Source organism: Acinetobacter sp. 16 (assembly GCF_033439925.1).
Classification (GTDB): Bacteria; Pseudomonadota; Gammaproteobacteria; order Pseudomonadales; family Moraxellaceae; genus Acinetobacter; species Acinetobacter junii.
In genome coordinates, this window is sequence record NZ_CP137746.1 from 1,324,962 (window position 1) to 1,345,650 (window position 20,689).

Genomic DNA, 20,689 nt, shown 5'->3' on the forward strand with positions numbered 1-20,689 from the left:
AATTAGAAATTAAAATTTGCTAGGTTCTAACTTTAATATAGTAGAGAACCTAACATAGGGTTAATTTTCAATAGTATCTGAGCTTTTAGATAAAGCTTTGAGTTGATAAAGATGTTCCAAAGCTTGGCGTGGGGTAAGGTCATCTAAGTCCAGTTGCTTTAAAAGATCTAAAGCAGGTGATTGCATTTTTACTTTAATCACTTTTTCAACAACTTTAGTTTCTATTTCATGTTCAACTGTACTAAACAGATCATTTTGCACAGAGTTTTGTAAATGCTGATGTTGCTGTTTTTCCAGTATTTTCAAACGTTTTTGTGCATCTTTGATCACATTAGCAGGGATACCAGCCAATTTTGCAACTTGTAAACCATGACTTTGACTTGCAGGTCCATGCTGTACTTTATGCAATAGGATTAAATTACCATTTAACTCTTGTGCGGTGACGTGATAGTTGTCAATTCCAGCTTCGCTACCCAATTCTGTTAATTCAAAATAATGTGTTGCAAAAAGACATAAACACTTAATACGTTTGGTTAAATCGAGTACACATGCCCATGCTAGAGATAAGCCATCATATGTACTGGTTCCACGTCCGACTTCATCCATCAATACTAAAGACTGACTTGTTGCATGATGTAGAATTTGAGAAGTTTCAGTCATCTCAACCATGAATGTTGATTTGCCTGTAGAGAGGTCATCAGCTGAGCCGATACGAGTGAATATACGATCGATAGAGCCGAGTTTTGCTGATTTCGCTGGGACAAAACAACCACAATAAGCGAGCAAGCTAATTAAAGCTGTTTGTCTCATAAACGTGGATTTACCACCCATATTGGGGCCAGTAATGATCGCCATGCGATGTTGATGATCAAGGAATGTATCATTTGGAGTGAATGGAGCTTTGTTTAATGACTCAACCACTGGATGTCGACCCGCCTGAATCTTGATACAAGTTTCTGGTGTATATTCAGGTCTTGCCCAATTATTTAATCTTGCCTGATGTGCAAAATTTGCTAAAACATCGATATGAGCAATAGCAGCACTCATCACCTGCAATTGAGCAATATTTTGGCGTAATTCATCCAATAAAGATTCAAACAGTAGTTTTTCACGAGCGAGCGCACGAGATTCGCTCGAAAGTACTTTATCTTCAAAGCTTTTAAGTTCAGGTGTGATATATCTTTCAGCATTTTTAAGTGTCTGACGACGAATATAATCGGCAGGGGCTTGCTCAGCTTGAGCTCGTGTTAATTCGATATAGTATCCGCTTACACGATTGTAGCCAATTTTCAGCGTATTGATGCCTGTTCGCTGACGCTCTTTGATTTCTAAATCTATTAAAAATTGACCCGCATGATCACGTATTTTGCGTAATTCATCCAATTCATCATCATATCCCTCTGCAATTACATTTCCATCGCGTAAAAGTACAGGAGGGTTTTCAACAATTGCTGCAATAAGATGTTGGTGTAGACTTTTGAAATCACCAAGTTGCTGATCAAGCTCAATTAATAGTTTGGATTTTTCAGTGTTGAGGACAGGCGCTAAAGCATGTCGTAAAAAAGGAATTTGAGCACAGGCTTGGCGAAGTTGAACTAAATCACGTGGTCGAGCACTACCCAAAGCTACTCGACTGAGTACACGCTCAATATCGCCGATTTCTTTCAAAACTAAGCGAACAGGTGATTCGTGATAACCTTTCAATAATTGCTCGATTGCATCCAAACGAGCATCGAGTATTGCTGTATCTCGAATGGGCTGCATGAGTGTGCGACTCAGTAAGCGACCACCCATCGCAGTTTGACAATCATTGATTAATTGAAATAAAGATGTTCCATGCTCAAATAACGGTTCGATGATTTCAAGGTTACGACGTGTAATTGGGTCTAAAGCAATAAAATCTGTACTCTGTTCGATCTGTATAGAACGGATGTGAGGTAGAGCCGTTTTTTGTGTTTCTTTAGCATAATGAATAAGCGCAGCCGCAGCCGCCTTTGCCAGAGGAATTGGATCTAACCCAAAGCCTGATAAGGTGGAAACAGCAAACTGGTCACACAACGTCTTTTGAGCATTATTTTGATTAAAATCTACATTCGGTCTTTTGGTAATTGGACAATCTAGATTTTTCTTAATATGTTCGATGATGTTTTGATCGACTAAATCCTCATCAATCAAAATTTCACTTGGCATCAAGCGAGCAAGTTCTATTGGCAATTGCTCTTGTTTATATGTCTGTTGTTGAACTTTAAAAATACCTGCACTCAAGTCAAGTAATGCAAAACCAATTTGATTTTGTTGTATACACAGAGCAACTAAATTTGAGGATTGATAACTTGATAAAAGCGCATCGTCAGTTAAGGTACCAGGTGTCAAAACTCGGACTACTTTACGTTCTACAGGTCCCTTCCCCGTAACTTCACCAACTTGCTCACAAATTGCAACGGTACGACCTGACTTTACTAAACGTGCTAAATATCCTTCAGCGGAATGGTAGGGAACACCTGCCATTGGAATTGGTTCACCATTTGTTTTGCCACGATGGGTTAGCGTGATACCAAGTAATTTTGCAGCTAAATGGGCATCCTCAAAAAAGAGTTCGTAAAAGTCACCCATACGATAGAACAAAAGCGCATGTGGATACTCCATCTTGACTTTGAGGTATTGCTGCATCATCGGCGTGTGAGATGAGAGATCAGCCATAACTGAGTCACTGTTCATGCGTTATAAGTCCTTAAATTGAAAATATATTACTAAATGAAGTTTTACCATTACTGCCTAAAATTGATCGAAATTCAGAAATCTTAACTTTCGATATCAAAATCACTAAATTATAAAATACAGTTTTGGTGTAAACCCTTTTTCGACAGCCATCTTAACAAATTGAGCTTGATTGACAAAAAGGATTCCTAAAATGAATGAGGAAATTAGCAACAAAAGAGTAAGTTAGTTTTTTTATTTTATTTGTTACTCCTAAGCCTTCATTGAGGAAGGTAGGGTTTTATTTAATGATTTAAGTGCTAAGTCTCATGTTTGCACGCAGAATTTACAGAAGAACTAAAAAGGTATCTTAACCCAGTATTAGTCATGTTTGTCGAGTAGATCAGTGTCTTAAATCCTTAATTATTAGGGTCTGTTGACATTTACTGTTCATAATTAAACCTATAAAGGTAGCCATAAAAATATACAGGCTAAGGCAACAGCACTTTGATAATTTCTTTTGAGCTTGTCATATCGAGTAGCTATCCCTCTAAATTGTTTTAATCTACAAAACATATTTTCAACTAAATGCCTGATTTTATATAAATACCAGTCCATATGATCATTGTTCGATTGGCTATTTATTTTCTTTGGTATATTCGCTTTTGTTCCTGTTTTTCTGATCTGCTCACGCAGTGGTTCTGAATCATAGCCTTTATCTGCGCATACCACTTCTGTCTCTTTTAAATCTAATGTTGCTATTAAATCAGGTGCAACTTTGATGTCATGTGTAGTGCCATCGGTAATCATGAAATCAATAGGATTGCCATGTGAATCAACAATCAAATGTATTTTTGAGGAGTTTCCTCCTACACTTTTAGAAATGGATTGATTCGCTATACCGGCAGAATGTTGATGAGCACGTACGTGAGAGCCATCAATAAAAATCCACTCCATATCGGGGCATGATGCTAATAATTTGAATAATCTAAGCAACTTACCGCTGCTTGACAAACGATTAAAACGTTTGAAAATAGAGTTTGATTGACCGAAATAGGAAGGAATATCTCGCCACGGACAGCCTGTTCTAATTCTATAGAGAATAGCTTCAATAAAATTACGTAAATTTGAGTTGTGATGAATAGATAAATTACGCAAAATAGTTTTCAACTTTTGCCAGTGTTGATCTGTCAGCATGGTACGAGGCATAGCGAATAGTAAAATTGGGTTTGGCGATTTGATTTTACTACTTCGCTATTTTTTTAAGCTAAAAGTGTCAACACACCCTATATATTCGAAAATTATCAGTATTTTTTAATAGATGTAGCACCAGAAGAATTTTGCTTTAGAAACCTGATAGCAACAAAAATACCACTCATATTGAATCATTAACTGATAATTGTTTTTATTTGTATTATAATTGCGAGGTTTTTTAAGGTTATTTTAAGTTTAATCTGAATTTCAATCTGATGATTGATTATAGGGGTCACATGGAAAAGTATTTATTTATTAAAAATCAAATTGTTATGAGTGGTTTGCTGTTTGGTGGTTTTGCACCAATGCTTTATGCTGCTACTGAACAAACTCAACAAGTTGTTGTATTACCTACGATTCAAGTGATTGGCTCACAAGAAGATTCAATTTCAAAAATTCCAGGTGCAGCGGTAATTGTAAGCCAAGAGCAAATTCAACAATTCACTCCAAGCTCTACTGAAGAAATTTTAAAACGCGTATCAGGTGTGTATGTTAAACCTGAAGAGGAGTCTGCAATTGTTGCCAATATTGGTATGCGAGGAATTAGTTCGGCTGATTACAAAACACTTATTTTAGAAGATGGTGTACCTGTAGCGGCTGGCTTATTTGTTGGAAATGGTCGTTATTATAATCCTCGTATTCAACGTATGGATAGCATTGAAGTTCTTAAGGGATCTTCTGCGTTGCGTTATGGACCTATGAATATTGGTGGTGTAGTAAATTATCGTACTAAACAACCTAAAGATGGTGCTCTTGTTGATCTATCAATTGGATCTTGGGATACCTATAAGACAACTGTTGAATTGGGTGGCAGTTCTCCAACGAAAGATAGCAATGTTGGAGCGATTTTAAGTTGGGCGAAAAGTGACGGTTTCATGGATAAAGGCTATGAAATGAAAGATGCCGTTATCAAAGCAGGTACAGCCATCGGTGATAATCAATGGGTTGGTGTTAAATTTACTCATTATGAAAATGATGCCAATATTTCATATCGTGGTCAGTTCTTGGGTGAGTATCATGCCAAGAAACAGAATAATCCTGCTCCTGATGATTGGTTCTTAACAGAGCGAAATTCTTTTGATATCAATCATCGTTGGGATATTAATCCAGACACTGAACTTCAAACATTGCTGTATTGGAGTGAAATGAATCGTGATTACTGGCGCTATGGCGTGAATGCTACAGCTTCACAAGCTGCAGGTCGTTGGATTTATACTGATAATGTAAGTGGCAATAATCGTGCTTTTGAACGTATTGGAGCGGAAACTCGTCTGATCGCCAAAAATACTATTTTTAATATTCCTGGTGAAGCTGAGATTGGCTTGCGCTTGATGAATGAGAAAATGGATGACGTTACGATTAATGCGAAACGTGCTACACCTCGTTCAGGTACGACAGCAAAAGATACCAAAGATTCCGCGAAGAGTGTTGCTTTGTATGCTCAAAACCGTTTCGATATTTCAGATCAATTGTCTGTAACGCCTGGTGTTCGTGTTGAACGCTATGAACAACAACGTGATGATAAACAAAAGAATGAAACAGTTAAAACTTCAAATACTGAAGTAATGCCTGGATTAGGTGTCACCTATCAATTCATTCCAGCTGTTCAGCTTTACGCTAGTGTCTACAAGGCATTCTCACCTGCACTAAATGGTGACTCACTCAGTGGAATGAAAGATCAAAAACTAGAGGCAGAAACTGCGGTAAGTTGGGAGTTGGGTTTAAGAGGTCAGCAAGATGCAGTTCGTTACGAGTTAACTGCTTTCCGTATGGACTTTGACAATCAAATTATTCCAGCTAACAGTAACTCAGATTTCCAATCGACCAATGGTGGTAAAACATACAACCAAGGGCTTGAAGGTGCTGTAAGTTTAGAGTTTGAGAATGGTTTCGATGTGTTTGCTAATCTTACATGGATTGCAAATGCTGAGTTCAAAGGCGATCGTTACAACAAAAATGGTTCACTAAAATCAAAAGATGGTGACCGTGTACCATATACACCTGAATGGGTGGCAAATCTTGGGGTAGGTTATACCTATGCAGGTTTGCGTAGTCAGTTGAGTGCAAACTATACAGGTTCTCAGTTTACTGATGAATTAAATACCAAACCGATTGTTGAGAATACTTCAGGATTCTTTACTGGAAAAATCGATGCTTACACGACTGTCGATTTAACAACTCGCTATACCTTGAATGATCAAGTTGAGTTTTATGGCGCAGTTAAAAACTTAGAGGACAAGCGTTATATCGCGAGTTTACGTCAAGGGATTTATGTTGGTCCTGAGCGTTCATTTGAAGCCGGTGTTCGTTATCGTTTCTAATCGATGATTCGGTAGACATAGAAAAAAGGGTTGTATTGATTAAATACAACCCTTTCTTATTTGGGGACTATATAGCAGAATTCGCTATATCGCTAAAATCTTATTTATTTGTTTAACACTTTACTCATACGAGCAAGCAGAATGACAGGGATCAAACCCACTAAAACAATTAATAATGCTGCAATTGCTCCATCTTCATATGTTCCTCTTGAGGCTTCAGCATATAACTGAGTTGCGAGGGTTTCCATATTCAAAGGTCGAAGTAACAAGGTGGCCGGCAATTCTTTCATACAATCCACAAAAATAAGTAATGCCGCAGAGATGATTGCAGGGCGGAGTAGTGGAAGATGAACTTCTTTTAATATTAAAAATTGATTTCGGCCTAAATTTTGAGCCGCGTCATCAAATACGCCATGGATACGATTATATCCAGACTCTATTCCACCAATTGCGATTGCAAGAAAGCGTACACTGTAGGCATAAATAAGGGTAAAAGTTGTTCCTAAAAAGAGTAAGCCTGTGTGAATTCCTAATTTAAATTCAAGAAAATCAGCTACCGCATGATCAATTTTACCAAGTGATAACATAAGACCAATAGCCAACACAGTCCCAGGTATTGCATAACCTAAACTAGCAATTCGGCTAAACGATGTAATTTGGCTAAAGCGTGCCGCACTGACAATAAAGAATCCGATTGCAATCGTGATCACTGTAGCAACTGTAGCTAAAAATAAAGTGTTGATTGATGCTTGTAATAAATAGTTTGAAAAACCTGCATACTTGAAACGCTTATAAGATTCCACCAATAAATGCATGAATGGAATGAGGAAACCAATGGTGATAGGGATTAATCCAAGCGTTAAACATAAACCACCTTTTGTGCCACTGAGTTGTTGTGCTGGCATCAATCGACTACGTTGAGCAGAGTTCATATAGCGTTGTTTGCGTCTCCCCAGTCTTTCAATAACGACCAATAAAGTAATAATGATCAACATGAAAATGGCAATTTGTGCAGCACTAGCGAGATCGGATTGATTCGTCCACGTTGAGTAGATCGACAAAGTTAGGGTTTTGACGCCTAGAAACTCGGTTGCACCGATGTCATTGATGGTTTCCATCAAAGCTAAACTAGCCCCCACAGCGATTGCTGGGCGAGCTAAAGGAATCGCGACTCGAAAAAAAACTTGGTTTGGGTTGAGCCCTAAACTGCGTGCAACTTCAATCAAGCTAGCTGATTGCATGAGAAACATTGCACGTGTGCTTAAGTAGACATAAGGATATAAGACAAAACTTAATAGAAAAATACAGCCCCAAACAGAGCGAATATTCGGAAACCAAGCAGGTTGAGATTCCCAACCAAAGTTAGCTGCTAGAAAGCTTTGTACTGGTCCGATAGGATGCAAAATATCGATATAACTATAAGCGATGATATATGTTGGTATTGCAAGGGGAAGCAGCAGCGCCCAATCTAAAAAAGCTCGACCTCTAAACTGATATGCGGTTACTAACCATGCGCTACCAGTCCCGATTAAAATCGTGAGTAGCCCAACACCAAATAATAAAATACTGGTATCAACCAAAGTAGGGGGCAGAACATACTGAATCAGATGCCCAAAAATATCACTATTACCCTGAATTGCTGTTAAAACCAATGCAATAACAGGCAAGCAAGCAAGTAAGGTCAATACCCCACTGAGCGATGTAAATAAATTAAAGTGATGCTTATTTTTGGTCATTAGAGATTAAGAAACTATTGAAGAGCAGGTTTAAGAAGTTTGATTGGACAGGTCAAAACAAAATGGATGACCTGCCCATAAAATCACTTAGTGATTAAATTGAACTTTATCGACTAACAGATTTGCTGCTTTACGATATTTTGCAATTTCACTCAGACGGACGTTATCAATATTTAACTTTCCGAAACTTGCGATAATTGGATCAATCTTCACACCAGGTTTTACTGGATACTCATAACCACTTTGTGCATAGATTGCTTGTGCATGGTCTGAAGATAAGAATTCCAATAATTGAACTGCTTCTTTACGGTTTGGTGCATATTTTGCTACAGCTGCACCTGATACATTGATATGCGTTCCACCATTTTTAAAGCGAGGTAATACAACATTAATTGCATTGCCCCAACGTTGTTGCTCAGCATCACCATTACGCATTGTTCCTACGTAGTAGGTATTTGCAACACCGATATCACAAATTTTACCGAGAATATCACGTGCAACATCACGATCACCACCACTCGCTGGGCGAGCTAAATTTGCTTTGATACCACGTAACCATTGCTCAGTTGCTTTTTCGCCGTGATGAGCAATATAGGATGCAATTAGCCATGTGTTATAAGGATGGCTACCAGAGCGGATACAAATCTTGCCTTTCCATTTTGGATTTGCGAGATCTTCATAACTGATGGCTTTTAGTGGTGTACGTTCTTTAGAAACATATACTGCACGAGCACGCATAGATAGCGCATACCAATGACCATTGGCTGCACGTAAGTTACCTGGAATCGCGGTATTTAAAACTTTAGAGTTCACTCGTTGAGTTAAACCATTTTCAACCAAATCAACCAAATTACCGAAATCAACTGTCAGCATGACGTCTGCAGGTGAGCGGCGACCTTCAGTTTTAACACGTTCCAGCATTCCATCTTTGATAAAAACAGTGTTTACTTTAATACCTGTTTTTTGATTGAACTCTTCTAAGAGTGGTTGAATTAACACAGGTTCGCGAGTGGTATAGAGATTGACCTCAGCGGCATTTACCCAACCACTGCTGAGTGCGACAAGACTAACTGAAAGCGCATGAAGTTTTATTCGTTGGTTCATTTTTGATCCCTAAAAAGAAGAAACTTGAATAATAAATACCAGTTAAGTGGATGATTGATGGATTTCGATTGAATCATTAGATTCATAAAAGAAACACTGAGATAAATCTAACGATAGGTAGACGGTGTCTGCTTGGTCGTAATGTTGAGAATATTCAACATAAGCACTTAACACTTTATCTTCTGCCTCGATTTTTAATTTAAGTAGTTGTGAATAGCCTAAGAAGTTCGACGAAATAATTTTAGCAGCTAGACTATTTTCAGTTTTTATCCGATTAACACGTAATTGGTGGGGTCTAAAATAGCAACGAATCTGGTTATTACTCGTCAAATGTTTTGGAATATCAATATTTCCAAAAATCGTATGCAGTTGTTGATCTTGTATTTGGGTTTTTATTTCATTCAAATCGGAAAAATAACGTGCTGCAAAAAGTGTTTTCGGTTGGAAGTAAAGCTGCTTAGGCGTACCACTTTGAATGATTTTACCCTGATGCATCAAAATAATCTGATCAGCAATTTGAAGTGCTTCTTCAGGATCATGAGTCACAATGATAGTTGTGGTCGAAGTCTGTTTTAAAATATCAATGGTGCTTTGTCGAATTTGATCACGTAAACGATGATCCAAATTCGAAAATGGTTCATCCATAAGCAAAACATGAGGTTTAGGTGCGAGTGCACGAGCTAAAGCGACACGCTGTTGTTCACCACCAGATAAAGTATGTGGATAGCTATGAATATGATGCGACATAGAGACATGCTTTAACGCATTTTCAGCAATAGATTGACGTTCGTGCTTCGGGATTTTTTTCAATCCAAACATCACATTTTCCAACACGCTCAAATGTGGAAAGAGAGCATAGTCTTGAAATACAAAACCGATATTGCGTTCTTCAGCTTGAACCTGTTGATATTGATCCCATAAAACTTTTCTTTCTAGCTGGATAGAACCCTCAGTAGGAGTCTCTAGGCCGGCGATCAGACGTAGCATGGTTGTCTTACCGCAACCCGAATGTCCCAGCAGGCAAATAATCTGACCGCTTTGAGCAGACCATGATGCTTGACTTACAGCAAAACGCTCACCGAATTTTTTGCTAAGTTTTTGAATCGTTAAGACATTAGCCAACGTTACGGTATGAGCATTCATGGTCAATTCACAGGAATAATTCTTGCCCAAATAATAACTGATAATTCTTCTCAAGTGGAGTTTTTTTGAAGGAATGGAGCATGTTTATTGGCGCTATTTTAATTAACTCAAAGGTAGAGTGATTTAACTTGAATAAGTAATTATTTAATTAAATATTAGATATTTAACTGGCTTATAAATAAATTATTTAGGGAGTGATAGATTGAGTGCTAGTATCACTTTAACTTTTAGAAGTGTTTTTTTACAACATGCAAAATCAGACGGTAGAGAAAGCTAGTGTACCCATACTGACTTTAGCTGCACTTGGTGTAGTCTTTGGCGATATTGGAACTAGCCCACTTTATGCACTTAAAGAAAGCTTTCATGCAACACATGGAATGCCAATCAATGAAATTAATATTTTAGGAATCTTATCGCTTATTTTCTGGACCATCATGTTGATCGTCTCTCTTAAATATGTGATGGTGATAATGCGAGCAGATAACAATGGCGAAGGTGGAATCATGGCATTACTTGCCTTGAATTTACGTCAGCCAGGTCTTTCTAATCGAACAAAAATTCTGATTACAGCTTTAGGGTTTATTGGTGCTTCATTGTTCTTTGGTGATGGCATTATTACACCCGCAATATCTGTGTTATCGGCTGTGGAAGGACTTTCTGTTGCGGCTCCAGCATTTGATAAATTTATATTACCGATCAGTATCGGCATTCTGACGGCATTGTTTCTTGTACAAAAACATGGAACTGCCGTAATGGGTAAGTTTTTTGGCCCAATTACACTGCTTTGGTTTTTGTCTATTGGTGCGATTGGGTTTGTGAGTATTATTCAAAGCCCAACGATTTTGGCTTTCTTAAGTCCACATTGGGCATTGCAATTTATTATCACCAATCCGTATATTTCATTTTTTGTGATGGGCGCTGTCGTTTTGACCGTCACAGGTGGTGAAGCGCTTTATGCTGATATGGGGCATTTTGGTGTTCTTCCGATACGCCTTGGTTGGTTCCTCGTTGTTTTGCCTTGTCTTATGTTGAATTATGCAGGTCAAGGTGCTTTATTGCTAAGAGATCCTACAGCGATTACCAATCCATTTTATTTACTTGTACCATCCTTTTTCCTCTATCCAATGATTCTTATTGCGACCGCAGCAGCTGTAATCGCATCACAGGCATTGATTAGTGGTGTTTTTTCGATGGCGAAACAAGCGATTCAATTGGGTTATTTACCTCGTCTGAATGTACTACATACCTCAGCGTCTGAAGTGGGTCAAATTTACATTCCTTTACTCAATTGGATTCTATATATTTCAATTTTATTCCTAGTTTTACTCTTTAAAACAAGTAGTAATTTAGCAGGTGCTTATGGTCTTGCTGTAACGATTACCATGTTCTGCGATACGCTTTTGGTTGCATTTCTTGCTTATAGTTACTGGAAATGGAAAACGTGGAAACTGGTTTTATTCGCTGTACCATTCATTTTTATTGATTTAGTGCTGTTAGGTTCGAATCTACTTAAGTTCTTTATTGGTGGATGGGTGCCTGTGCTTATCGCTGTCTTTGTCTTTACATTGATGATGACATGGAAGAAAGGGCGGGTTCAATTGCAGGAAAAACTCCAAAGCGATACGTTGCAGTTAGAAACCTTTATTAAATATCTAGGTACAGATATGAATAAGGTATCTGGTACTGCTGTGTTTCTGACAGGTTCTCCATCTGTAGTACCACATGCGTTGTTGCATAATCTCAAGCACAACAAGATTCTTCATGACAAAAATATGTTGGTAACGGTGCAAGTTTCGGATATCCCATACGTGCAAGATGAACTGAGATATGAGTTCGAAGTTTTAGAGAAAGGCTTTTATCGGATACAAATCAATTATGGTTTTAAAGAGCAGCCGAATGTACCTATGGTCTTAGAGAAAATTTTCAATAAAATTAATTTTGAATATAATCTGATGGAAATCAGTTTCTTTGTGTCACGCGAAAGATTGATCTACAAAGCGGATAATAAGTTAACTACATGGAGAAAACATTTATTCGCTACGATGCAAAAGAATACAAGTCCTATTAGCGATTTTTATCAAATCCCTACGAATCGTGTTGTCGAAATTGGTAGTCAGATTGAGATATAAAAAAAAAGAGCCTTTTTGAAAGGCTCTTTTTTTTATGGTTGGATTTAGATCGGATAAATAATTTTGACTTTCTTAATGCGAGTGCCATCCATTTCTATAATTTCGAAATAGATTCCCTCATAGGTCAATGTAGAACCGACATCAACTTGACCTTCTAATTTATCTAGTAATAAACCAGCGACACTTACATAGCCTGAACCTTCTTGAACTAGTTCAAGTGTGCCTAATTCAAGTTGAAGTTGATAAAGGTCTAATAAGCCAGATGCTACCCATTCTTGATGAGATACTTTCGTCAAATCCAGTTGTTCATCCGAGTCTGGGAATTCACCAGCAATTGCTTCAAATACATCTAATGGAGTGATCAATCCTTGGATATTTCCAAATTCATTCGTCACCATGACTAAAGAGCCTTTTGAAGAGCGCAAAGTATTAATTGCATCTATCACTTTCATCTTTTCAAAAATAAAAATTGGACGTTGGCGTTTTAAAAGATTTTGCAATTCTTCTTTTTCATCCAAACAATCGATCAGCTCTTTTGCGCGTACAACAGTAATGACTTTATCCAAATTGCCTTTACAGACAGGGAATAAGCTGTGAGGTACTGCAAGTACTTTAGCTCTGATATCTTCAATATCATCATCGATGTTGACCCAAGAAATTTGATCTCTAGGTGTCATAATCGATGAAACAGAGCGTTCAGCCAGAGTTAACACACCACCGATCATGTAGCGTTCTTCGGCACCGAATGAATCATCGTTGTTATCGATAATCGTTGGGTCATTTTGCTCTTTGCCACCCATGAGCTTGAAGATTGTGTTTGCAGTACGGTGTCTTAAAGGTAGTTTTGATGCATGTTTTTCAGCATTTCGTTGAGTAAATTGGTTGAAACCTTCAATTAGGATTGCAACGGCAATACCCGAATAGATATATCCTTTCGGGATATGGAAACCAAAACCTTCAGCAATCAAACTAATACCGATCAGTAGTAAGAAGCTTAAGCATAAAATAACAACAGTAGGATGCTTATTTACAAAGTTTGTTAATGGTTTTGATGCAATCAACATCACTACAACAGCGATCACCACGGCTGCCATCATGACATAAATATTGTCAACCATTCCGATTGCTGTAATCACAGAATCTAAAGAAAACACTGCATCTAGAATAACGATCTGAGTGACCACCATACCAAAGCTTGCATAAGCAACACTTGATTGGGTTTTATGTACAGGTTTGCCTTCTATTTTTTCATGTAATTCTGTAACGGCTTTATAGAGTAAGAAAAGACCACCAAAGAGTAGGATTAGGTCTCGACCTGAGAAACTCAGAGTCCATATATGGAGAATAGGTTTTGTTAAAGTAACTAGCCAAGAGATAATGGAAAGCAGGGCTAAACGCATGATAAGGGCTAATGAAAGACCTATGATTCTTGCTTTATCTCTTTGTTCTGGAGGAAGTTTATCTGCAAGAATTGCAATGAAAACTAAGTTATCAATGCCAAGTACGATTTCGAGTACAATTAAAGTTAATAACGCGATCCAGATGCTAGGGTCTAAAAGAAATTCTATCATCCTAGTTCTCCAAGCTGTCTACTGAGAGAGCCAAAGATACGCCTTAAAGGTGAGGGGTCCATATGTATAAAACCTTTGATTTAAATGGTACCTGCAAATTTATCAAAGATTCACAAAAATAAAAGTAATAATCTGAGCACAGAAACAAATTAAATATATACTCCATCGCCTTAGTTCAGATTTATCTGCTCGTTTTTCTTATTTTTAAGATCACCATGAAGCCTGTTCCGCAATCCCGATTTTTACGTTATTCCATTCGAGATGGTTTGCATCTCAAAAATAATTCTTCGTATTGGCATAAATTACATCTCGACCCTTGGTTATTGAGCCTTCTCATTTTAAATGCGATCTTAGGTTTAATCGTCGTATATAGTGCATCGGCTCAAGATATGGGGTTGGTATTCAAACAAGGATTTAGTTTCCTTTTAGGATTTGTAGCACTTTTTATTTGTGCTCAAGTTCCTCCAAAAGTTTATCAGGCATTTAGCCCTTATCTATATGCTGTGAGTTTAGTACTGCTCATCGCTGTATTTTTTATCGGTGAAGTGAGAATGGGTGCACGTCGGTGGATCGCCATTCCATTGTTAGGAAGTATGCAGCCAAGTGAACTGATGAAGTTTGCAATGCCGCTGATGATCACGTGGTTTTTATCTAGAAATGCTTTGCCACCTAGAATATTTCATATTCTGATTTCATTGGTTTTAATTGTCATTCCTTTACTTTTAGTCGCATTACAACCTGATTTGGGGGCAGGCATTCTGATCCTCACCAGTGGTCTGTTTGTATTGTTTTTGGCAGGTATTTCTTGGAAATTAATTCTAGGCTCTATGGGTTTAGTGATGTTATTTCTTCCGATTGCTTGGACTTTTTTATTGGAAAGCTATCAAAAAAAGCGTATCACAACTTTGATTGATCCTGAGGCTGATGTCCTTGGTTCAGGTTGGAATATTATTCAGTCTAAAATTGCGATTGGTTCGGGTGGGTTTTCAGGAAAAGGTTATTTACAAGGCACTCAATCACATTTTGGGTTTTTACCTGAACGGCATACAGACTTTATTATGTCAACTTATGCAGAAGAGTTTGGTTTTATTGGTGTGGTGATTCTATTTAGCTTATATGCAGCAATCATCATCCGCTGTTTTATGATCGGATTGAACTCATTTAATAATTTCGGACGCTTAATTGTCGGTTCATTAGCATTGTCTTTTTTTCTATATGTCGTTGTTAACTCAGGTATGGTCAGTGGAATTTTTCCTGTGACAGGAGATCCATTACCATTTATGAGCTATGGTGGTACAGCTATTATCACCTTATTGGCAGGTTTTGGGATTGTGATGTCAGTTCATACGCATCGCTAGTTGCTTCATCATCTTTGATTGAAACATGTATTTCGGAGTCGCTCATTAAATTTTATGAGTTGACTGAATCATGGCGAGCAGATGACCTGTTTTTAGATAAAGTGTTGCGCCTTGTTGACCTGATTGAAGTTGGTAATCTGCTTGTGGGGGAATACGTAACCAAGAACCTTTTGGATAAGTTTCTTCACTATGGCTGATTTCACCTTCAATCACTAAAATTTCAGCACCACCTTTTACATCATATTCGATGGGATGTAGGGGCATGATTTTTTCTAGATAAGTATGCTCTAGCTGAGATTGGTAAAGTTCACAGATGTCTCGATGTCCCATTTTTTTCCAGTTATTCGGGTTATGGGTATCGATACGAACAGCTTCAGTTTCAGTCTCGGACATTTGTCTGAGTTTGACAAAGATCAAGGTGCCCATCTCACTAGATGGAATATGACTAGAGTTATGCGGATTCCGCAAATACCATCCTTTTTGATAGTGTTGGCTACCATCTTCAGTGAACATTCCAGACAATACCAAAATCTCTTCGCCATGAGGATGTTGGTGTTTTGGAAATAAGCTTAGAGGCGCGTATTTGACTAAACTTGTTGCTCTAGCTGCTTCATTGCCAATTCGGTCTAACATGACACGTTCTACTTCGCCGCCAGGTGATTTTACCCATTGATAGTCTCTAGGTTTGACGACTGCGAACTTTGAAAAATCAGCATTTAGCAAAAACATCAGAATTATCCTCAGTAATATTGTCTAAGATAACTATCGGCATTTAGATGATTAGTCAATCTTGAAAAAATAATTGGGATGATTCTTTGATCATTTATTTAATTTTCAATGTGCTGAATATTATTTCAAATGAAAAGAATAACTCGAAAAATCACACTTTCTTCATCCTGAGTTACTTATGCTTTGTTAGGAAATTTAACAGATTGATATTGAACGACAGCGAAGTGATTTCATTTTATGTTGAATACTAAAAATTATGATGATGGTGACCTTTCAAGAATTATTGAAATGGCATGGGAAGATCGAACACCTTTTGAAGCGCTAGAGCGCGAATATGGTCTGAATGAATCTGCTGTAATCAAACTGATGAGGCAAAATTTGCAAGCCAGTAGTTTTAAACTCTGGCGTAAACGGGTGACAGGTCGAAAAACCAAGCATTTGCAACTACGTTCACCTGAGATCAGTCGCGGCTACTGCTCACGTCAATATAAGCACCATTAATTTTGCGTTTGCTATCCTCAATTGTCCTTTTGGGGATTGCTAGCATTTCTATTGATATATCTCATGTTATTGAATTTAAGGTAATGTAATGTCAAATCTATCGATTGCTTATATTTTTCAGCAACAACAACTTTTAGTTGATGAACAGTTTCAATTACCACGAGTTGAAAAATTGCACAGTGATTTAGTACTGTCAGAGGACGAGCAGGTCGTTGCGCGAGATCTATTACCCAATGAAAACATACCTGTTGGCTATCAGCTGGTACCGATACGTCAGCTTTTACAATATTGGAATCACCAACAGTTTGAGCAAGCAAGTCGAGCTGTACAACTTTTAGAATGGCGACGTAACCATCAGTTTTGTGGGCGATGTGGTGACAAGACGCAACAAAGTACTGATCAGTTTGCGATGATGTGTCCAAGTTGTGGTTATAACCAATATCCACGTGTTAATCCTTGTGTGATTACGATTATCACAAGAGGGGATGATGAGATACTGCTTGCAAGAACAACGCGTAATAAGACCATGTATAGTTTAATTGCAGGCTTTGTGGAGGTCGGGGAAACCTTAGAAGAAGCAGCGCGTCGAGAGACTTTGGAAGAGGTTGGTTTAAATATCAAAAATATTCAGTATCTCGCCAGCCAGCCATGGCCATTTCCAAGTAATTTAATGGTTGCATTTAAAGCTGAATATCATTCAGGTGAAATTAAAATACAGGAAAAAGAAATTAGTGATGCACAGTTCTTCAAATTTGATCAACTGCCTGAAATTCCATTTAAAGGAAGTATTGCCTATGCAATGATTATGCACGTTATGCATGGAACGCCAGTCGCGGATGATACAAGTGAATGGTTATAAGTCTATACCTTTAAAGCTTATTTATCGCAATCATTCGGAAAAATGAGTTCAAAGCAAATACCATCTGGAGTGTTGTAAGCCAAATATTCACCTTGATGAAGGGTCATAATTGAGGCAACGATGGATAAACCAAGACCTCCAGTTTGGCTGCTTTGATGGCGGCTAGAAATACATTGATAAAAGCGTTCAAACAGAGAATCAAGATGCTCGTTTGCAATGCTCGTATCACTGGTGATCACATATAAACTAGTCGTGGAGCTTGGTTCATTTTTTTTGTTGTTTCGACTGCCAATATAGATCTGACGTTGCAAACCACCATGTGTCAGTGCATTCGAAATTAAATTATAAAGTGCTCGTTGCAGTAATTCTGGATCAGCCAATATTTGGGTTTGTTCTAACTGCAAAATAAACTGGCAAGCTTGTTCTTCGGCTTGATGCTCAAAAATGTCACAAATCGTCTCAACCAAGTTGGGTAAATCGACCCATTGTTTATTTAACATCACCATCTGACGATCCGCACGTGCAAGAAACAGCATGCTATCAATCATACGTTTTAGGCGTTGGTAATCTTCTAAATTTGAATACAGCAGTTCTTTAAATTGCTCATCTGTACGCTCACCCATGAGCATGATTTCCGTTTGTCCAATCAGGTTGTTGAGTGGGGTACGAAATTCATGTGCAATGTCTTCTGAGAATCGGTTGAGTTGCTGGTATCCGATTTCAATTCGATTCAGCATGGTATTGATGTCTGCTGTCAGTTGTTCAATTTCTGATGGAGCTTGATCAAGCTGAATTCGTTGCTGCAATTGATGGACATTGATTGCCTGAGTTTGTTGTTGCAGTTTTCTTAATGTACTGAGTCCAAAATGGCTAGCCAGAGCAGATAATATAAAAATCAGTACAACCCCGATGCTCACTGAAACCAATAAATCGTTACGGAATGGCTCAAGAATATTGAGACGTTCAGACCATTGCTTGCCCGCAATGAGTACATAAGGCTTTTGATGAATGTTGATCGTTTTCCATGACAAGCGTGTTGGGTGTTCGGTCTGAGTCAAATCTGTAAATTGGATGCTGCTTGAGGTTGCCAATTTGGGAAGGGGAATATTTAAGGGATTAATATCAATTAGACGTTGATTATGATCCATTAAAATAAACAAGTTATCTTGGTTGCCTAACATATTTTGATAGAGCTTAGGACGAGCAACAATTTGATTTATATTTTCACTATCTTGTAGAAGTATTTCGAGTCGTTCAATTCGGTTCGTCAGAGCACGATCTTGTTGGATAATTAAAATTTGATTAATCCCAACATAACTAATCATTGCCACTACGCATAAAACGAGAGCGCTGCAAAAAGTTACCAGTAGGGTGAGTCTCAATTCTAATGAGCGAAAGATATGATTCATCATGCTTGAACCGATAGCTTATAACCTAAGCCCCGAATCGTATGAATTAACTTTAAATCATGTCCATCATCAATTTTGCTGCGTAAGCGACGTACAGCAACATCGATAAAGTTAGTATCTGTATCAAAGTTAATATTCCAAACTTCTGATGCAATTTGGCGGCGCGTAATAATTTCATTTTGATACAGAAGCATAAATCGAAGTAGGTTAAATTCCTTCTTACTAAGGTCGATTAATATATCTTCTCGCCAAACTTTGTGTTGTGTTAAATCCATCTTTAATGACGCAATCGAGAGCTCATTTTCTTGATTATATTGTTGGCGTCTTAAAAGACTTTTGATCCGAGCAAGTAATTCAATATAGGAAAATGGTTTTGCTAAATAATCATCTGCACCCAGTTCTAAGCCTTTGACACGATCTAAAATCTGATCCTTTGCAGTTAAAAAGATCACGGGAATCTTAGAAAATTGGCGAAGTATTTTCAATACATCCCAGCCATCAAGATCAGGCAACATTACATCTAAAATCACCAAAGAATAGGATTTCATTTTTAATCTTTCCAAACCTTCTAGTCCTGAATGGACGCACTCCGCTGTATAGCCTGACTCAATCAAGCCTTTTACTAAATAAGACGCGATCTTCGTTTCATCTTCGATAATCAGAATACACATTTTTGTTCAGACTCTTTGTGAACATGACAATTTTGTAATGTGATTGTCATGCTGTGGCGGAATGGATTTGTTTAAGATTTTCAAAGCATATCAGGCAGGAATCAATATGAATAAGCTTAAAATTCTTGGTTTAACGTTACTGTTCAGTAGCACTGTTGCACACTCTGTGGAGTTGAAGCAAGTTTATTCATTAGATCTTCAAACAGCCAAAGTAATAGCCTGTGAAGCTGAGCGTGTATGCAAAAACATTCAGCAAAATATTGCAGTCGCAGTCGTTGATCAAGGTGGTAATACGCTTTATGCACACCGCCATGAGTCGGTGGGTCCACACAATTTAGATGCTGCAGAGCAAAAAGCATTTACAGCATTATCAACGAAAACAGCGACCTTGGCTTTGAGTCAAACAGCAAATAGCAATCCTGATGCAAAAAATTTGACCACCGTTTCTAAGCTGCTGTTATTGGGTGGTGGATTACCTATTCGATACCAAAATCAAGTGGTCGGAGCGCTTGGTGTTGCTGGAGCAGGCGGTGCTAAAAACGATGATTACTGTGCTACATCAGCCATCCAAATATTGAAAAATCTGTGAGGAGTTTGTGATGTTAAAGAAAATCTTACCTTATTCGCTTATCTTATTCAGTTCAGCGGCATTTGCTGAACAGAACCCATTGAGTGTCCATGTTCTAAATTTGGAAAATGGTTTACCTTCAGCAAATGTTGAAGTTGTTCTTGAAAAAAGCTCTGGTGATCAGTGGATTAAGTTGAATCAGAAACTTACGGGTGAAAATGGGCGAATTACTGCGCTATATCCTGAGAACAAAGCCTTGGAAAAAGGGATTTACAAAGTGACCTTTAAAACTGAGGCTTGGTTCAATCAACAAAAGCAACAGACCTTTTTTCCAGAAGTTCCTGTGATTTTTAAAGTGGATGGAACCGTGAAACATTATCATATTCCTTTATTACTCAGCCCTTATGGTTATTCAACTTATCGTGGAAATTAGTACAAATATTGGCTGCTTCGGCAGCCTTTTGTTTAATCAGTTTTCTTGCACTACGTTTTCTGTGTTACACATAATTGTAAACCTATATTTTTTATTTCAATAACTTAGATGAAAAATTAACAGTCTGTTAATACTTATAATATTTCTTACAACCCGTTGTTAGACAGACTTTGATCTATAGGGCATAGTCTAATCAGGAATTATTA

The 20,689-nt window shown here is 37.8% G+C and carries 16 protein-coding genes; 7 read left to right on the plus strand and 9 right to left on the minus strand.

What is annotated here, in order from left to right:
• Positions 1–60 precede the first annotated feature (60 nt).
• Together mutS and R2H34_RS06510 are read right to left on the minus strand one after the other, a co-directional pair.
• Positions 61–2,718, minus strand: a complete 2,658-nt coding sequence (mutS, locus tag R2H34_RS06505) for a DNA mismatch repair protein MutS (protein WP_125297428.1) — start codon at positions 2,716–2,718, stop codon at positions 61–63.
• Between the two features lie 441 nt (positions 2,719–3,159).
• Positions 3,160–3,906 (minus strand): IS5 family transposase, encoded by a 747-nt coding sequence (locus tag R2H34_RS06510; RefSeq protein WP_201897680.1) that lies wholly within the window; start codon positions 3,904–3,906, stop codon positions 3,160–3,162.
• A 281-nt stretch (positions 3,907–4,187) separates the two neighbouring features.
• On the opposite strand from R2H34_RS06510, the gene R2H34_RS06515 reads away from it, so the two are divergent.
• Positions 4,188–6,272 (plus strand): TonB-dependent receptor family protein, encoded by a 2,085-nt coding sequence (locus R2H34_RS06515; protein WP_004959629.1) that lies wholly within the window; start codon positions 4,188–4,190, stop codon positions 6,270–6,272.
• Between the two features lie 104 nt (positions 6,273–6,376).
• Here R2H34_RS06515 and R2H34_RS06520 read toward each other — a convergent pair whose 3' ends face one another.
• The 3 genes from R2H34_RS06520 to R2H34_RS06530 form a co-directional block, all read right to left on the minus strand.
• Positions 6,377–8,008: an ABC transporter permease gene (locus R2H34_RS06520; RefSeq protein WP_042893628.1), complete on the minus strand. Its 1,632-nt coding sequence runs from the start codon at positions 8,006–8,008 to the stop codon at positions 6,377–6,379.
• Positions 8,009–8,095: 87 nt separating this feature from the next.
• Entirely contained in the window at positions 8,096–9,112 is a 1,017-nt protein-coding gene (locus R2H34_RS06525; RefSeq protein WP_005402938.1) for an extracellular solute-binding protein, read from the minus strand.
• Between the two features lie 42 nt (positions 9,113–9,154).
• Entirely contained in the window at positions 9,155–10,255 is a 1,101-nt protein-coding gene (locus R2H34_RS06530) for an ABC transporter ATP-binding protein (protein WP_042893629.1), read from the minus strand.
• A gap of 248 nt (positions 10,256–10,503) precedes the next feature.
• Between R2H34_RS06530 and R2H34_RS06535 the strand changes: the two genes are divergently transcribed.
• A complete protein-coding gene (locus tag R2H34_RS06535; protein WP_125298135.1) occupies positions 10,504–12,384 on the plus strand; it encodes a potassium transporter Kup in 1,881 nt (626 codons plus the stop codon).
• Positions 12,385–12,428: 44 nt separating this feature from the next.
• On the opposite strand, the gene R2H34_RS06540 is transcribed toward R2H34_RS06535, so the two are convergent.
• Positions 12,429–13,955: a TerC family protein gene (locus R2H34_RS06540; protein WP_042893503.1), complete on the minus strand. Its 1,527-nt coding sequence runs from the start codon at positions 13,953–13,955 to the stop codon at positions 12,429–12,431.
• Between the two features lie 215 nt (positions 13,956–14,170).
• Here R2H34_RS06540 and rodA point away from each other — a divergent pair, with 215 nt between their 5' ends.
• Positions 14,171–15,313, plus strand: coding sequence for a rod shape-determining protein RodA (gene rodA, locus R2H34_RS06545; protein ID WP_004959607.1), 1,143 nt, complete (start codon positions 14,171–14,173; stop codon positions 15,311–15,313).
• A 45-nt stretch (positions 15,314–15,358) separates the two neighbouring features.
• Here rodA and R2H34_RS06550 read toward each other — a convergent pair whose 3' ends face one another.
• Positions 15,359–16,042: a cupin domain-containing protein gene (locus tag R2H34_RS06550; RefSeq protein ID WP_151691048.1), complete on the minus strand. Its 684-nt coding sequence runs from the start codon at positions 16,040–16,042 to the stop codon at positions 15,359–15,361.
• Positions 16,043–16,279: 237 nt separating this feature from the next.
• On the opposite strand from R2H34_RS06550, the gene R2H34_RS06555 reads away from it, so the two are divergent.
• Together R2H34_RS06555 and nudC are read left to right on the plus strand one after the other, a co-directional pair.
• Positions 16,280–16,543, plus strand: a complete 264-nt coding sequence (locus R2H34_RS06555; RefSeq protein ID WP_151691069.1) for a TIGR03643 family protein — start codon at positions 16,280–16,282, stop codon at positions 16,541–16,543.
• An 88-nt stretch (positions 16,544–16,631) separates the two neighbouring features.
• The gene (gene nudC, locus R2H34_RS06560) at positions 16,632–17,402 is read left to right on the plus strand and encodes an NAD(+) diphosphatase (RefSeq protein ID WP_004953196.1); all 771 of its coding nucleotides are present in this window, start codon (positions 16,632–16,634) and stop codon (positions 17,400–17,402) included.
• A gap of 17 nt (positions 17,403–17,419) precedes the next feature.
• Here nudC and R2H34_RS06565 read toward each other — a convergent pair whose 3' ends face one another.
• Together R2H34_RS06565 and R2H34_RS06570 are read right to left on the minus strand one after the other, a co-directional pair.
• Positions 17,420–18,814: a heavy metal sensor histidine kinase gene (locus tag R2H34_RS06565; RefSeq protein WP_039046940.1), complete on the minus strand. Its 1,395-nt coding sequence runs from the start codon at positions 18,812–18,814 to the stop codon at positions 17,420–17,422.
• The gene (locus tag R2H34_RS06570; RefSeq protein ID WP_318342529.1) at positions 18,811–19,482 is read right to left on the minus strand and encodes a heavy metal response regulator transcription factor; all 672 of its coding nucleotides are present in this window, start codon (positions 19,480–19,482) and stop codon (positions 18,811–18,813) included. Before R2H34_RS06570 ends, R2H34_RS06565 begins: the two co-directional genes overlap by 4 nt.
• Before the next feature lie 106 nt (positions 19,483–19,588).
• Here R2H34_RS06570 and R2H34_RS06575 point away from each other — a divergent pair, with 106 nt between their 5' ends.
• Both R2H34_RS06575 and uraH read left to right on the plus strand, forming a co-directional pair.
• Complete coding sequence (locus R2H34_RS06575; RefSeq protein WP_004959595.1) at positions 19,589–20,071, plus strand: GlcG/HbpS family heme-binding protein; 483 nt, start codon at positions 19,589–19,591, stop codon at positions 20,069–20,071.
• Positions 20,072–20,081: 10 nt separating this feature from the next.
• Positions 20,082–20,483 carry a hydroxyisourate hydrolase gene (uraH, locus tag R2H34_RS06580; RefSeq protein ID WP_004959593.1) on the plus strand — a complete coding sequence of 134 codons (402 nt, stop codon included), beginning with the start codon at positions 20,082–20,084 and terminating at the stop codon, positions 20,481–20,483.
• Positions 20,484–20,689 lie beyond the last annotated feature (206 nt).